Annotated in this window: 11 protein-coding genes, 2 tRNA genes and 1 pseudogene; 10 read left to right on the top strand and 4 right to left on the bottom strand. The window is 63.7% G+C overall.

Going from position 1 to position 13,882, the window contains the following annotated elements; all coding sequences use genetic code 11:
• Positions 1-47 precede the first annotated feature (47 nt).
• Together ABC977_RS08410 and ABC977_RS08405 are read right to left on the bottom strand one after the other, a co-directional pair.
• Positions 48-521 (bottom strand): hypothetical protein, encoded by a 474-nt coding sequence (locus ABC977_RS08410; protein WP_369666801.1) that lies wholly within the window; start codon positions 519-521, stop codon positions 48-50.
• 333 nt (positions 522-854) lie between these two features.
• Positions 855-1,381: pseudogene (locus ABC977_RS08405) on the bottom strand (Uma2 family endonuclease).
• Positions 1,382-1,864: 483 nt separating this feature from the next.
• Here ABC977_RS08405 and ABC977_RS08400 point away from each other — a divergent pair.
• The 4 genes from ABC977_RS08400 (at position 1,865) to ABC977_RS08385 (ending at position 6,105) form a co-directional block, all read left to right on the top strand.
• Positions 1,865-2,227 (top strand): hypothetical protein, encoded by a 363-nt coding sequence (locus ABC977_RS08400; protein WP_369666800.1) that lies wholly within the window; start codon positions 1,865-1,867, stop codon positions 2,225-2,227.
• 426 nt (positions 2,228-2,653) lie between these two features.
• Complete coding sequence (locus tag ABC977_RS08395; RefSeq protein ID WP_369666799.1) at positions 2,654-4,801, top strand: protein-disulfide reductase DsbD family protein; 2,148 nt, start codon at positions 2,654-2,656, stop codon at positions 4,799-4,801.
• Positions 4,791-5,426, top strand: coding sequence for a thioredoxin family protein (locus ABC977_RS08390; protein ID WP_369666798.1), 636 nt, complete (start codon positions 4,791-4,793; stop codon positions 5,424-5,426). The genes ABC977_RS08395 and ABC977_RS08390 overlap by 11 nt, the downstream gene beginning before the upstream one ends.
• Before the next feature lie 343 nt (positions 5,427-5,769).
• Complete coding sequence (locus tag ABC977_RS08385) at positions 5,770-6,105, top strand: hypothetical protein (RefSeq protein ID WP_369666797.1); 336 nt, start codon at positions 5,770-5,772, stop codon at positions 6,103-6,105.
• Between the two features lie 22 nt (positions 6,106-6,127).
• Here the strand turns inward: ABC977_RS08385 and aceF are convergent, their stop codons facing one another.
• On the bottom strand, positions 6,128-7,492 hold the full coding sequence (aceF, locus tag ABC977_RS08380; protein ID WP_369666796.1) for a dihydrolipoyllysine-residue acetyltransferase: 1,365 nt from the start codon (positions 7,490-7,492) through the stop codon (positions 6,128-6,130).
• Positions 7,493-7,531: 39 nt separating this feature from the next.
• Entirely contained in the window at positions 7,532-10,186 is a 2,655-nt protein-coding gene (gene aceE / locus ABC977_RS08375; protein ID WP_369666795.1) for a pyruvate dehydrogenase (acetyl-transferring), homodimeric type, read from the bottom strand.
• Positions 10,187-10,648: 462 nt separating this feature from the next.
• On the opposite strand from aceE, the gene ABC977_RS08370 reads away from it, so the two are divergent.
• From ABC977_RS08370 to ABC977_RS08345, 6 genes are all read left to right on the top strand, one after another.
• Positions 10,649-10,885 (top strand): hypothetical protein, encoded by a 237-nt coding sequence (locus ABC977_RS08370; protein WP_369666794.1) that lies wholly within the window; start codon positions 10,649-10,651, stop codon positions 10,883-10,885.
• Between the two features lie 110 nt (positions 10,886-10,995).
• Positions 10,996-11,069: transfer RNA gene (locus tag ABC977_RS08365), tRNA-Cys, on the top strand.
• Positions 11,070-11,170: 101 nt separating this feature from the next.
• Positions 11,171-11,255 (top strand) — tRNA-Leu (locus tag ABC977_RS08360).
• A gap of 208 nt (positions 11,256-11,463) precedes the next feature.
• Positions 11,464-12,036 carry a hypothetical protein gene (locus tag ABC977_RS08355; protein ID WP_369666793.1) on the top strand — a complete coding sequence of 191 codons (573 nt, stop codon included), beginning with the start codon at positions 11,464-11,466 and terminating at the stop codon, positions 12,034-12,036.
• Positions 12,037-12,079: 43 nt separating this feature from the next.
• On the top strand, positions 12,080-13,012 hold the full coding sequence (locus ABC977_RS08350; RefSeq protein ID WP_369666792.1) for an ABC transporter ATP-binding protein: 933 nt from the start codon (positions 12,080-12,082) through the stop codon (positions 13,010-13,012).
• Complete coding sequence (locus ABC977_RS08345; RefSeq protein WP_369666791.1) at positions 13,009-13,785, top strand: ABC transporter permease; 777 nt, start codon at positions 13,009-13,011, stop codon at positions 13,783-13,785. The genes ABC977_RS08350 and ABC977_RS08345 overlap by 4 nt, the downstream gene beginning before the upstream one ends.
• Positions 13,786-13,882: the final 97 nt, after the last annotated feature.

The following is a 13,882-nucleotide window of genomic DNA, read 5'->3' as shown; positions in this document are numbered from 1 at the left end:
AGGGCTTCGAGAAGCCACCCGCGAGCGCGGGTCGCCAGACACTCGAGTCACGGTGCCGGAGTATAGAGCACGCCAGGAGTTCGGCAGAATAGTATAAAAATTATACAGATCATAGAAACTGCGCTTTCCAACCACTGAGGCATCATCGGCGAGGGTGATGGTGCAAGCGTGTCCGGCGCGGAAGACGGCAAGAGGGATGCGGCTCTCGCCAAGTGTATTGATGCCGAGGAATCGAGACCAAGTCGATCTGTACAGGAGAGGTTGGTTATCGTTCGACGTCCCGCAGCGCCGTTCGCAAGTCGTCCAGACAGCGGCACCTCGCCTAAGTCATTGACGTTGAAGTCGATGCCGTCGATCTGCGGCAGGATCGTCTTCAGCGTCTTCTCGACGGCGTTGAACTGGCGCGGCTCTAGTGCGCGCAACGCATTCAGATAGGCGGGCAGCACCTCTCCCATCAGACCGATGTCACGGATCTCGTTGACCGGATTGGCAGCCCGCAGGACACCCGAGCGCAGCAGCATCTTGATCTCGATTCGATAGCGAATGTCGCGTTCCCTGACCGGGGCAGGCTGCTGCCGTTGTTTGTCGGGCTGTTCACCTTTCGGATCGGTGGATCGCTGAAGGGTCGCGGTGGGTGCCGTGCCCGGAGAGGGTTCATCGTGTTATCGCCCTACCGCAACCGGAGGACGACGCTATAGCGGAGCACGGGATTGCCTTTGTGCTTGCCATGAGCTGAAGCTGCCTCGGACATCGCGCGTTTTCAGGTTCCGAGTTTTTCCGCTCGAGTAGAAAAAGGGGTGTTCAGAAACCCGAGCGCGTCGCGAATGCGTCCAGCATTCAGTCGATCCCCTCCATCAGGCCCATAAGGCGTCGAGCGCAAAGGTCACTGACTCGAATGGCGGTTGGGACATGCGATCGTCCTCTTTGAGCGTATCGAGCAAGAGCCAACGGCGGCCGTCCTGAAGCGCGTAGGCCTCTAGGGTTTGCGCATCTGGATCGACGAGCCATAGATGTGCGACACCTTCCCGAGCGAAGAGAGGCATCTTGATCGCCCGATCCGTCCGTGCGGTGGCCGGCGAAAGGATCTCGCAGACCCAGTCCGGCGACAGCTCGAACCAAGCCGTTTCCGGCAGCCTGGACAGGCGTTCGCGGCGCCAACCGGCGAGATCCGGCACCAGGATGTCCGCGCCGAGGTGGAGTTCGGGCTCATCGATGATCCACCAGCCGCCCGGCCCGCCAATGCCGCCTCCAAACGGCCCCCTAATCAGATAGCCGAGCGCCGAGTAGGCATGAGCATGCCGCAAAGAATCTCCCCGACCAGGCCCTCTGGCAAGGCAAGCAGGTCTTCGTAGCTGGCGAGCCGTCGGGCAGGCTGTGTCATGCATCACACCTCGCGTTGGCGCAGTAGCGCATTTGATGCATCCACGACTAGGTCGTCGCGAAACGGCAATCGGCGTCGATGCGGGGCCAGGGAAGCCACATCGACGCGTCGTCCATCCATCGTGCGATAAGTGGATAGTCGGTAGCCGTTCGCAACTAACCACTAAACCGGCTTACAAGGCACGCACGGCGATCCACTTCCAGAATCCCAGATCGAGCAGGCCGTCGTCGAAGGCGGCGGCGACCCCGAACGGTTTGCCACGTCGTGTAATCAGTAGGTGGCCCCGCTGTCGATCACCTTGCTGAGGACGCCAGGGTCGGTTCGCAGCGCTTTGATACCGGCGCGCTGCATAGAGATTGCTGCGCTATTCGTGCGACCACCGGTCAGTTCGATGATCTCATGCGCCGGCACCTTTTAGCGGGGGCCGGCAACGCACGGGGAATTCGGTAGACTAGATATCCGCTCTCCAAGCCCTGAAACGCCATGCCTCCCACTCCGAAATCCGATCTGCCTTTGCATCACGCGCTGATTGCGTATTTCTGGGCCCCTTGGCATCTGCGCCGGATCCCTGGTACCGGGCCAGAGGGGCGCCGGGCTCGGGCCGTCTGGTGCCGCGACCACTGCGCCACCTTGGCGGGGCGCTGGATCCTGTTCGGCTTTGCTCTCTGGATGATTCAGATTTCCCCGCTGGGCTTCCTGTTCGCCGTCGGAGGCTGGCCGTTGTTGGGCCTGTTCTTCTTGGTCGCCTTCATGGTTGGCATAGGGCATCTGGCGGCCCAGTTGGTGGCCCAGAAGAAGGTCGGACCTCCGAAGATCGATCCGCCGGTGGATCGGGACGAGGACTGAGCGACGGCGGGGCGCAGAACAGTTCGGCGCCGCGGCCCAGTGGCGGGCCGTCAAGCGGCGGCTGCCTGGTGTCAGTATCGGGGGCTCGGGCCACCTATCCAGCCAGGGGCAACGGGTAATCTTCCGCCACAGCCTTGCGATTCCAACGCGGCCTCGAAGACCCAGAGGTCGATGTTGGCGCTTCACGCAAAGCCAAAACCGAACTTATTCGTCGAATTCGGTCGAACGCCCTTGTGGGCGGATGACGATCGCTCGCGATGCGGGTTTGAAGTCCCCAGCAGCGCGATCCGATGGCTCGGGACATTGGTGGGGTGAAGCTCAGCCCGGAACGAATCACGGTGCGGGCAGCGTGTTGCGGCGAGGCGGACCCTTGGCGGGCGATCCCGTGGAACCTTGAATCTCAGCTTGCAGGGGCAATCGGCGAACATGCATTCAAAGGTCTGGTCGCACGGCCGCTATGTCGGCCTCTGGATGGCACTCTCGCTGTTCGGCGCGTTCAACGCGACGGCCGCACCGGTGGTCACCGACCAAGTCACGGTGCAGCTCGTCGCCGAGCGGGACCAGGTCGCGCCGGGTCAGAGTGTCGACCTGGCCTTGGTCTTCGACATCCGGCCGGGTTGGCACACCTACTGGCGCAACCCCGGTGATTCCGGGGAGCCGCTGCGTGTCCAATGGTCGGTGCCCGAAGGCGTCGTCGTAGGATCGATCCAGTGGCCGTACCCGACCTGGATCCCGGTGGGACCGCTCGCGAACTACGGCTACGAAGACCGCGTCAGTCACCTGCAGACGCTATCGGTGCCCGCCGATTGGCCCGTCGGCGAGCCGGTTCGGGTCGCGGCCACCGCCGACTGGCTGGTCTGCAAGGAGACTTGCTTGCCGCAGCGCGGCGAGTTCTCGGTGACGCTCGCGACGGCCGCGGAACAGGGTGCCGTCGAGGCCGATCGGGCGGATGTCTTTCGCGACGCCCGACGGGCGTTACCCGAGGCCGAGGTAGCTGGTTGGCTCAACGCAGACGATGACGGGCTGCTCCGTCTGTCGGTGGCGGCGGACGACCTCCCTGCGAACCCGGCGGGGCTCTGGTTCTTCGCCGGCGAGTGGGGGCTGATCGACCATGCGGCCAAGCAGTCCTGGCGACTGTCCGGCGGGCGTGTCGAGATCGACCTGGCCCCCGGCGACCTCGCGTCGCAGGCCGGCGCGACGGGTCTCTTGGTTGTCGCCGCTCAGGATGGCGCGGCGCGCTCGTTCGAGGTCGTCGCCAACCGGGACCGCCCCGCGGTGGCACCTGATCCGATCGGTGCCGACACGCTGAGCCTGCCGCTGGCGCTCCTGTTCGCGCTGGTCGGCGGCCTGCTGTTGAATCTGATGCCCTGCGTGTTTCCGGTTCTGGCCATGAAGGCGATGAGTCTCCTCGGTCAGCACGGTTTGGCGAAGCGCGAACGGGTCGCTCACGGACTGGCTTACACCCTCGGCGTCCTGGTGTTCTTCGGTGCGCTGGCCGGGCTCTTGCTGGCCTTGCGCGCCGGTGGCGAGGCGGTTGGCTGGGGCTTTCAGTTGCAATACCCGCCTTTCGTCGCGCTGATGGCCTATCTGTTCTTGGTGCTGGGACTGGGGCTCGCGGGTATGGCGACCTTTGGTGCTCGGCTGATGGGGTTGGGGTCGGCGCAGCTCGGCTCCGGCACCGGCGGGGCATTCGGAACCGGTGCCTTGGCGGCCCTGGTCGCGGCCCCGTGCACCGCGCCTTTCATGGGTGCGGCCCTCGGGTTCGCCGTGACGCTGAGCTGGCCCTTGGCGTTGCTCGTCATCCTGACGCTCGGTCTCGGCTTGGCTCTGCCCTTCCTGGTCTTGGCCCTGGTGCCTGGTCTGGCTCGGCGACTGCCGCGGCCGGGCGCCTGGATGGAGACGCTGAAGCAATTGTTGGCCTTTCCGCTGTTCGGCGCTGCGATCTGGCTGGTCTGGGTCTTGAGTCACCAGACGGGGCCGGGCGGCGTCGCCGCGGTCTTGTCCGGGATGCTCTTGTTGGCCTTCGCCCTGTGGCTCTGGGAACGGACCCGCAACACACCGGGACGCTGGCGTTCAGCCGGCGCCGTCATGGGTGTCGCCGCGGTCGGTTTGGCGCTCTATCTCGGCGTCGCGACCGGCGGCAACGGCCCGTCGATGGCGACACCGGCGGCGGCCGCGCGCGATGGCGGCCCTGTCGACACGGCCGCGTTCTCGGAGGAACGGCTCGCACAGGCGCGGGCCGATGGTCGGCCGGTGTTCGTCAACATGACGGCTGCCTGGTGCATCACCTGCCTCGTCAACGAGCAGGTGGCGCTGGATCGTTCGGCCATCACCGGCTTGTTCGCGGATCAAAATGTACTGTATCTGAAGGGGGATTGGACCAATCAGGATCCCGCGATCACGGCCTATCTGGCTCGATATGGTCGCAACGGGGTGCCGCTCTACGTCTTCTATCCGCCCGGCGGCGAGCCGCGCGTTCTGCCGCAGATCCTGACCGAGAACCTTGTGCGCGACACCGTCGCGGAACTGACCCCCGTTTCATCCCAACCGAAGGAGAATCACGATGCCTCGTAACCGCTTCGACCGACCCTCGCTGAAGACGCTCGGTATTCGCAGCAGCCTGCTGGCGATCGCCCTGATCGCCGGAACCGCACTGGCCGGGCCCCAGGTGGGCCAGCCGGCCCCGGACTTCGAAGGGCTCGATTCCACCGGCCAGTCCTGGAGTCTCGCCGATCTACGGGGCAAGCCGGTCATACTGGAGTGGACCAATCACGATTGTCCGTTCGTCGTCAAGCACTATCAGACCGGCAATATGCAGGCCCTGCAACGCGAGGCGGCCGAAGCCGGCTACATCTGGTTGTCGGTGATCTCGTCGGCGCCTGGGCAGCAAGGGCATGTCAGCCCAGCGGAGGCGGACGCCCTGACCCAGTCGCGAGACGCGGCCCCGGCGGCCGTCCTATTGGATGAGGCGGGAACGATCGGGCGGGCCTACAATGCCCGCACGACGCCGCACATGTTCATCATCGATGCCGATGGGATTCTGGTCTATCAGGGGGCCATCGATGACCGGCCCACGTCGGATCATGCCGACGTTGCCGGGGCCGAGAACTTCGTGCGACTCGCGATGGCCGATCTGGCCGCAGAACGGCCTGTGACCCAGCCGGTCACGCGACCTTACGGTTGTTCCGTCAAGTACTGATCGGCCTTCTCTTGGGTCCGGGCACCTGCGAGCCTTCAGGGCCTCGCTCCGTGAGTCGGGCAGGGCGCCGGACCTCATGGACCCGCTGTCTGTCGCCACCCCGAACCTGCCCCCCGAGACCGAGCGCCAAAACACGGCCTTCCACGAAGATTTGCCGAGCGAGGTTCGTTTGGGGTAGAAAGGCGGGTCTGGGGCCGGGTCCTGTTCGCTGGTCCCCGAATGAGGGGTTCTCGACCCGACCGGGGTCGTCGCGGCGGTTCGTTCCGTGCGCGACCTCGGCGATTTCAGAACCTCACAACTCCTCGTCCCGGCCATCAGCGAGACGAAGGTACCAGGTCGGTCCATGCATTATCGCGTCTTTTATTATTTCTCCCGCTCCCAGGAGGTGCTCTCCTCGGCCAGTCCCGTCGAGATGAGCGCCCGGGCGATCCGCGAGCAACTCTTGCCGCGGTTGCAATCCGAGGACGATTATCTCGGGATCATCGATGCCCGGGAGAATATCCTTCAGATCCTATGCGAACCCGGCGCGGGTACCTTTTGGATCGAACTACCGATCGACGAGGCCAAGGCCTCGTACGGTCGCCACATGTCCTTTGCCGAGATGGATGACCTGGTCGCGCGCCTCCCGCAAGTCTTCGACCGAGATCAGATTCCGGGACTTCAGTACCGTCCTTGGTGATGCCGATACGTCCTTGCGGTGGCTAGAGCAATAGCCGGCGGATATCGGCCAGCATGTCGGCGACATAGCGCGTGAATCGCGCTCCGTCGGCGCCGTCGACGACGCGGTGATCGTAGGCGAGCGAGAGCGGCAGCATCTGGCGCGGGATGAAGGCCTCACCGTCCCACACCGGACGCGTCGCAGCCCGCGAAACGCCGAGGATCGCGACCTCTGGATGGTTCACGATCGGGGTAAAGGCGGTGCCACCGATTCCGCCCAGGCTCGAGATCGTGAAGCACCCACCCTGCATATCTCCCGGAAGCAGCTTGCCGGCGCGGGCTTTCGCGCTGAGGTCGGCGACCTCGCCAGCGAGATCGAGCAACCCCTTGCGATCGACATCGCGAATCACCGGGACCAGCAATCCCTCCGCCGTGTCGACGGCGATGCCGATGTGGGTGTAGTGCTTCAGGACCAGGCGCTCGCCGTCGGCCGTCAGCGAGGCCTTCAACGGCGGGTGGGCGACCAGCGCGGCGGCTACGGCCTTGAGCAGGAAGGGCAGTAGCGTCAGCTTGGGCCGATCGCCGGCAGGCTCCTTCGCGTGGCTGCGGCGGAAGGCCTCGAGCTCGGTGATGTCGGCCTCGTCGAACTGCGTCACCGCCGGAACCGTAAGCCAAGCCCGATGCAGGTGGCTCCCGCTGATGCGCTTGATGCGTGGCAGCGGCACCTCTTCGATCGGGCCGAAACGGCTGAAGTCGACCGCCGGTACGGCGGGAAGTTGAAACGGCAGGCCGCCGGTGGTACCGGGCGTTCCTCTTTGCAGCGCGTCTTTGACGAACGACTGGACGTCCTCCTTGAGGATGCGTCCCTTGGCTCCGGTGCCTTTGATCAGGCCAAGGTCGACCCCCAATTCGCGCGCGAAGCGACGCACGGTCGGACTCGCATGAGGCTTGCGGCCGCGGGCGATCGCCGCCATATCGGCCGGCCGCGGCAGGACGGGCGCCGGTCGCCGCGTCGTGTCGCCAGGGGCCGGTTTCGATGAGACCGCCGCGGCGGGAGCCGCGTCGCCGGTCTCCGTGGGCGGCCCGGCTGCTGCCGCCACCGCGCTGTCCGACTCGGGCTCGGGCTCGGGCTCGGGCTCGGTCTCGGACACGGTGCCGTCCGTCGCGCCCTCGGTTTCGAGCCTGAGCAGCAGATCACCGGCACTGATCTCGTCGCCGATCTTGACCATCAACTCCCGCACCAAGCCGCCGGCAGGCGATGGGATCTCCATCGTCGCCTTGTCGCTCTCGAGCGTCAAAAGGGACTGCTCAGGCTCGACGCGATCCCCTGGGGCCACCAGGATCTCGATGACGGGTACGGCCGAAAAATCCCCGATATCGGGGAGTCGAATCTCTTCTAGGGTTGCCAAGGGGTCCTCCTTCGCCACTGAATCTGTCGTCGTGGTCGATCACACCGTTGCCGGATTGGGTTTCTCCGGGTCGATGCGGTATTTGTCGAGTGCGGCGGTCACGGTGCTGATCGGCACCTGTCCGTCATCGGCCAGGGCCTTCAGCGCGGTCAACACGATGTAATGGCGGTCGACTTCGAAGAAGCGCCGCAGTTGGCGCCGCAAGTCGCTGCGGCCGAAACCGTCGGTTCCGAGCACGCAATAGCGACGCGGGACGAAGGGCCGAATCTGATCGGCGTAGGTCCGTTGGTAATCGCTCGCGGCAATGATGGGCCCCGCGGTGTCGGCAAGCTGGGTCTCGACGAAGCTCGCACGTGGCGGCTCATCCGGATGCAGCCGATTCCAGCGCTCTACATCGAGCCCCTCGCGACGCAGTTCGTTGAAGCTGGTGACGCTCCAGACGTCGGCGGCGACCTCGAAATCCCTTTCCAGTAACTCCGCGGCCGCCAAGGCCTCGCGCAGGATCGCCCCGGAACCAAGCAGTTGCACGCGGGTTGCCCCCTCGGCACCGGTACGCAGTCGATACATCCCCTGCAGGATGCCGGCCACGATGCCTTCCGGCATCGCAGGCTGGGCATAGTTCTCGTTCATCGTCGTGATGTAGTAGAAGCAACTCTCCTTGTCCTGATACATGCGCCGCAGGCCATCCTGTACGATCACGGCCAGTTCGTAGGCGAAGGCCGGGTCGTAGGCACGGCAGTTGGGGATGGTGGCGGCGACGATGTGGCTGTGGCCGTCCTGGTGTTGCAGGCCTTCGCCGGCGAGGGTCGTGCGCCCGGCCGTGCCGCCGATCAGGAAGCCACGCGCGCGCATGTCGCCGGCCGCCCAGATCAGATCGCCGACGCGCTGGAAGCCGAACATCGAATAGTAAACATAGAAGGGGATCATCGCCTGGCCGTGATTCGCGTAAGCGGTGGCCGCCGCGATCCAGGACGAGATCGCGCCGGCCTCGTTGATGCCCTCCTGAAGGATCTGGCCCTTCTTGTCCTCCCGGTAGTACATGAGCTGGTCGGAATCGACCGGCTCATAGAGCTGGCCGACCGACGAATAGATGCCGAGCTGGCGAAACAAGCCCTCCATGCCGAAGGTGCGTGCCTCATCCGGGACGATTGGCACCACCAGCGGCCCGATCGTCTTATCGCGCAGGATCAGCGTCAGCAGCCGGACCAGCGCCATCGTCGTCGACATCTCCTTGTCACCGCCCCCTTCGAGCAGAGGTGCGAAGATCTCGAGGCCGGGAATGGTCAAGGGTGGCGCCTCGTCGCAGCGGGCCGGCAGATACCCACCAAGCGCCGCCCGGCGTTCGTGCAGGTAGCGGCTCTCGGGGCTATCGACCGGTGGCTTGTAGAAAGGGGCCGCGGCGATCTGATCGTCGGAGATCGGGATGTTGAAACGGTCGCGAAAGGCCTTCAGCGCTGCCTCGCCCATCTTCTTCTGGGAGTGGGTGATGTTCATGCCCTCGCCAGCGACGCCCATGCCGTAACCCTTGACGGTCTTCGCCAGGATCACCGTCGGTTGACCGCGGTGAGCCGTCGCGGCGGCATAAGCGGCAAAGATCTTGACCGGGTCATGCCCACCGCGATTCAGGCGCCAGATGTCCTCGTCGCTCATGTTGGCGACCATGTCGGCCAGTTCGGGATACTTGCCGAAGAAATGTTCGCGCGTGTAGCGACCGCCGCGGGCCTTGTAGGTCTGATAGTCGCCGTCGACGCACTCTTCCATGCGTTTCAACAGCAAGCCCTGCTTGTCGCGGGCCAGCAGCGGGTCCCAATAGCTGCCCCAGACGACCTTGATCACGTTCCAGCCGGCACCGCGAAAGACGGCTTCCAATTCTTGGATGATCTTTCCGTTGCCACGAACCGGGCCATCGAGGCGCTGCAAGTTGCAGTTGACGACGAAGATCAGGTTATCGAGCCGTTCGCGCGCGGCCAGCGAAATCGCGCCGAGCGACTCCGGTTCGTCCATCTCGCCGTCGCCGAGGAAGGCCCAGACCTTTCGGTCCTGGGTGTTGACGAGGCCACGGTCCTGCAGATAGCGCATGAAGCGGGCCTGATAGATGGCCATCAATGGCCCCAAGCCCATGGAGACGGTCGGAAACTGCCAGAAATCAGGCATCAGCCAGGGATGCGGATAGGACGATAGACCCTGGCCCTCGACCTCCTGACGAAAATGGTACAGCTGCTCCTCGCTTAATCGACCTTCGATAAAGGCCCGGGCGTAAATCCCGGGAGCCGAATGCCCTTGGATGAAGACGAGATCCCCGCCGTGGTCTTTGGAACGAGCGCGAAAAAAATGGTTGTAACCGACATCGAACAGGGTAGCGACCGAGGCGAAGCTCGCGATGTGTCCGCCGAGCTCGGTCGAGAGTCGGTTGGCCTGCACCACCATCGCCATCGCGTTCCATCGCACGATGGAGCGGATCCGACGCTCCATCGCGCGGTCACCGGGCAGGTGCGGTTGATGTTGAACCGGGATGGTGTTCAGGTAGGCGGTATTTGCGCGGTAGGGCAGATAGGCGCCGGAACGCCGGGCCTTGTCGATCAGTTGCTCGAGCAGGTAATGCGCGCGTTCCACACCTTCGTGCTCCAGCACGGCCTCCAGCGCGTCGAGCCACTCCTGTGTCTCGCGCGGGTCGATGTCGGGCTTGTTAGTCATCGCTGTTCCTTGTCTTGTAAACCTGGCGCCGAGGATCCTCGGCGCGACCGAAAAGCGCGCATTATACCAATCGACCATGAAAACAATAGTGACAATTTGTAATAGCAATGAACGATCTCGGCCGGCGACCGCTGATCGTCGCTGTGTGCCCGACGCAACGGCGACCCCGGCCGCATGCGAGAACCGCGATCAGACGGCTTCCACCGTTCTTGCGCTGTTGCTCCACCGGATCTGCACGATGGCGCCCTATGCTGAAATCGTCGGGCGATATGGCGCCCACTAACCGCAGGAGTAGATGAAATGACGTCAACGATGCGATACGCCCTGGTGGCGCTGACCCTCGGTCTGGTCATGAGTGCCGCGACGCTGGCTCAGCCGGCTGGCTGGGGACCCGGACCGCAAATGGGTGCCGGTGACTGTTATTATGGGCCTCCCAAGCGGGGGCGATGGATGGATCGGTCAATGGATCCCCAACAAATGGCCGCGGTGAGGCTGGATCGGATCGCGTTTCGGTTGAACCTATCCGAGGATCAGAAGCACGAGGTCGGGTCCATCCTGGAGGAGGCGCAAGCCGAGCGGCTGGCGCAACGGGCGGCGACCCGTGAGCGGATCGCCGAGGTGCTGACACCGGAGCAGCGTGAGATGTTCGAGCAGTGGTCAGGTCCGCGCCGGGCTGGCCGCTGGGGGCCGGCCCAGTAACGAGGTCGCTAGGCGCTGGCCGTCTCGTTGAGGCCGCCGGCGCCGGATCCCTCTGCGCTGCTTCATGCACGTGACAAAGTCGTTTCGACTGCTATAATCGGTCGCCTCAAGGCTGAGTGGCAGAGTGGTTATGCAGCGGCCTGCAAAGCCGTGTACCTCGGTTCGATTCCGGGCTCAGCCTCCACACCTTTCTACAGGCCATCGCCTTGTCAGCGAGTGTCTAGACCAAGCACTGGTCCTTCCGATCGGCCTTCCGTCTCAAGCCTAGCATGAGTGTCCTGCTGAGCCCGGGTGGCGAAACTGGTATACGCAAGGGACTTAAAATCCCTCGGCCTCGGCCATGCGGGTTCGAGTCCCGCCCCGGGCACCACCCTGAGGTCTCTGCACGTATCGCGACCCGCCTTTGTCTGCGGAAACCCTGATGCGAAACGGCATCTCCGCTGCGCACAGGCCCATCGAACGAGGGATACCAAGTCTCTGTTCCGAGGCGCTTTCTCCGGGAGGGGACCGGTGGAGACCAGCGTGGATTCCGATCGACGATGGCCAACCCTTTGGCGTCCCCTTAGAATGGCTGGGGTATGAGATACCGAATCCATCCGCTGTACAAAAAGCTTCTGCTCCTCGTGATCGTGATCGGGCCGTTTTTCTGGCTGGTGTTCACCGAGGATGGCCAGTGGCGGACCGACACCGTGCTCTTGTCCCTGCTTGGCCGTGTCGAGTTGAATCTGGCCCTGGAGCGGTTGCACCCGGAGCTCACCGAGGAAGCCTTACGCGGGCTCTATCCAGACCTGGATCTCGACTGTGGTGCCTTGGCCAACCCGTTAGGCAATCGCGTGTGCGCGGCGCGGATCGGCACCTTCAACGGGATTCCTGCTGATCGTCTGACCCTGTTCTTCGATCGCGACCGCCTCAATGCGGTCAAGGTCAACTATCGACGCAACTACCACGAACGCCTTGTCCGCTCGTTCCATCGACGAATCGGCGCACCGCAGGGCTCCGACTCCGCGCGCGACGATGGCGAAGCGGCCACGCACACTTGGCGTGTCGATCATGGCGTCGTCGCGATGCGTGCCGGCCAGCTCGGCCGCGAGGAGGAAGCCGCGGTGTTGTGGTTGTCGCGGGCCGCGCCGGGCCTTGGCCCGGCCTTCTGAGCACACCGCGAGCGATTGGCCTCGCAACAGGTTCCTTACGACCATGTCCGCGCTTGCTGTCCGCCGCTTGACGAAGGTCTACCCTGGTGGCTTGGAGGCCCTGAAAGGGGTCGATCTGACGGTCGAGGAGGGCGATTTTTTTGCGTTGCTGGGCCCGAACGGTGCCGGCAAATCGACCTTGATCGGCATCGTGACCTCGCTGGTGAACAAGACCGCGGGGACTGTCGAGGTCTTCGGTCACGATCTGGATCGGGATCCGGAGGCCGTCAAGGCCTGTCTCGGACTGGTGCCGCAGGAGTTCAATTTCAACCTGTTTCTGCCGGTCATCGAGGTGGTGTTGAATCAGGCCGGCTACTATGGCATCTCGCGCCGCGAGGCACGGCAGCATGCCGAACGGTATCTGCGCCAACTCGATCTTTGGGATCGACGCGACACCGAGATGCGCCGCCTGTCCGGCGGCATGAAACGGCGGCTGATGATCGCCCGGGCACTGGTTCATCGGCCGCGTCTCTTGATCCTCGACGAACCGACCGCCGGGGTCGATATCGAAATCCGCCGTTCGATGTGGGGTTTTCTCAGGCAACTCAACCGAGAGGGGACCACGATCATCCTGACCACGCACTACCTCGAGGAGGCGGAGAGCCTGTGCCGCAACATTGCGATCATCAACCATGGTCAGGTCACGGATGAAGCCGAGATGGGCGCAATGCTCAATCGACTGCGGACCGAGACCTTCGTGCTGAACATCAAAGGGCGCCTCGCCGAGCTTCCGCAGCTTGGCGGTTTCGTCTTCGAACACATCGATGATGGGACGCTCGAGGTCGAGGTGTCGCGTGAACACACGATCAACGGGTTGTTCGAGGCCCTGTCGCGCCACGGGATAGAGGTGATCAGTCTGCGCAATAAGCAGAATCGCCTCGAGCGCCTGTTTCTCGACATGGTCGAGGCCCGTCACGCGGGCCCCGGGTCTTCATGAACCGCTGGACCCGCTATCGGGTGACATTGACGACCATCCTGGTCAAGGAAGTCTTGCGCTTTTCGCGCATCTGGGTCCAGACAGTACTGCCGTCGGTGATCACGACAGGGCTCTATTTCGTCATCTTCGGCCGGCTCATCGGGGAGCGGATCGGGCCGATGGGCGGCTACGACTATCTGGACTTCATCGTACCTGGGCTGGTGCTGATGGCCGTCATCACGAACAGCTATGCCAACGTGGTTTCGTCTTTTTACAGTAGCAAGTTTTCCCGTTATATCGAGGAACTCTTGGTCTCGCCGACACCGAACTGGGTCATTCTCGCCGGTTACGTCGCCGGAGGCGTCGCGCGCGGACTGCTCGTCGGTGGGGCGGTGATTCTGGTCGCCCTGCTGTTTACGGATCTGCGGGTACACAACCTCGCGCTCACCTTCCTCGTATTCGTGCTGACGGCCGTCCTGTTCTCGCTAGGTGGGTTCATCAATGCGATCTTCGCCAACAGTTTCGATGATATCTCCGTCGTGCCGACCTTCGTGCTGACGCCTTTGACCTACCTCGGCGGCGTCTTCTACTCGATCGAACTGCTACCGAGCTTCTGGCAATCGGTATCGTTGGTCAACCCGATCCTTTACATGATCAACGCCTTTCGTTATGGCTTACTCGGCGTCAGCGATATTGACTTGGCCACCGCCTTTGCCATCATCGTCGGTTTCATCCTGGTATTGACGGCCATCTGTCTCTATCTGCTGCGGCGTGGCGTCGGCATCAAGAGCTGACACTGGCTGTCTACGAAGGAGCTGATCAACCGAGGTTTTCTCTCCGTACCGCGGAGAGGCTGGCCTCCGCATCCCATCCCTGATCGACGTGTTTCGA

This window comes from Thioalkalicoccus limnaeus, assembly GCF_041197575.1.
Taxonomy (GTDB): Bacteria; Pseudomonadota; Gammaproteobacteria; order Chromatiales; family Chromatiaceae; genus Thioalkalicoccus; species Thioalkalicoccus limnaeus.
Note: the sequence above shows the minus strand (reverse complement) of the source record. Positions and strands in the feature narration are given on the sequence as shown.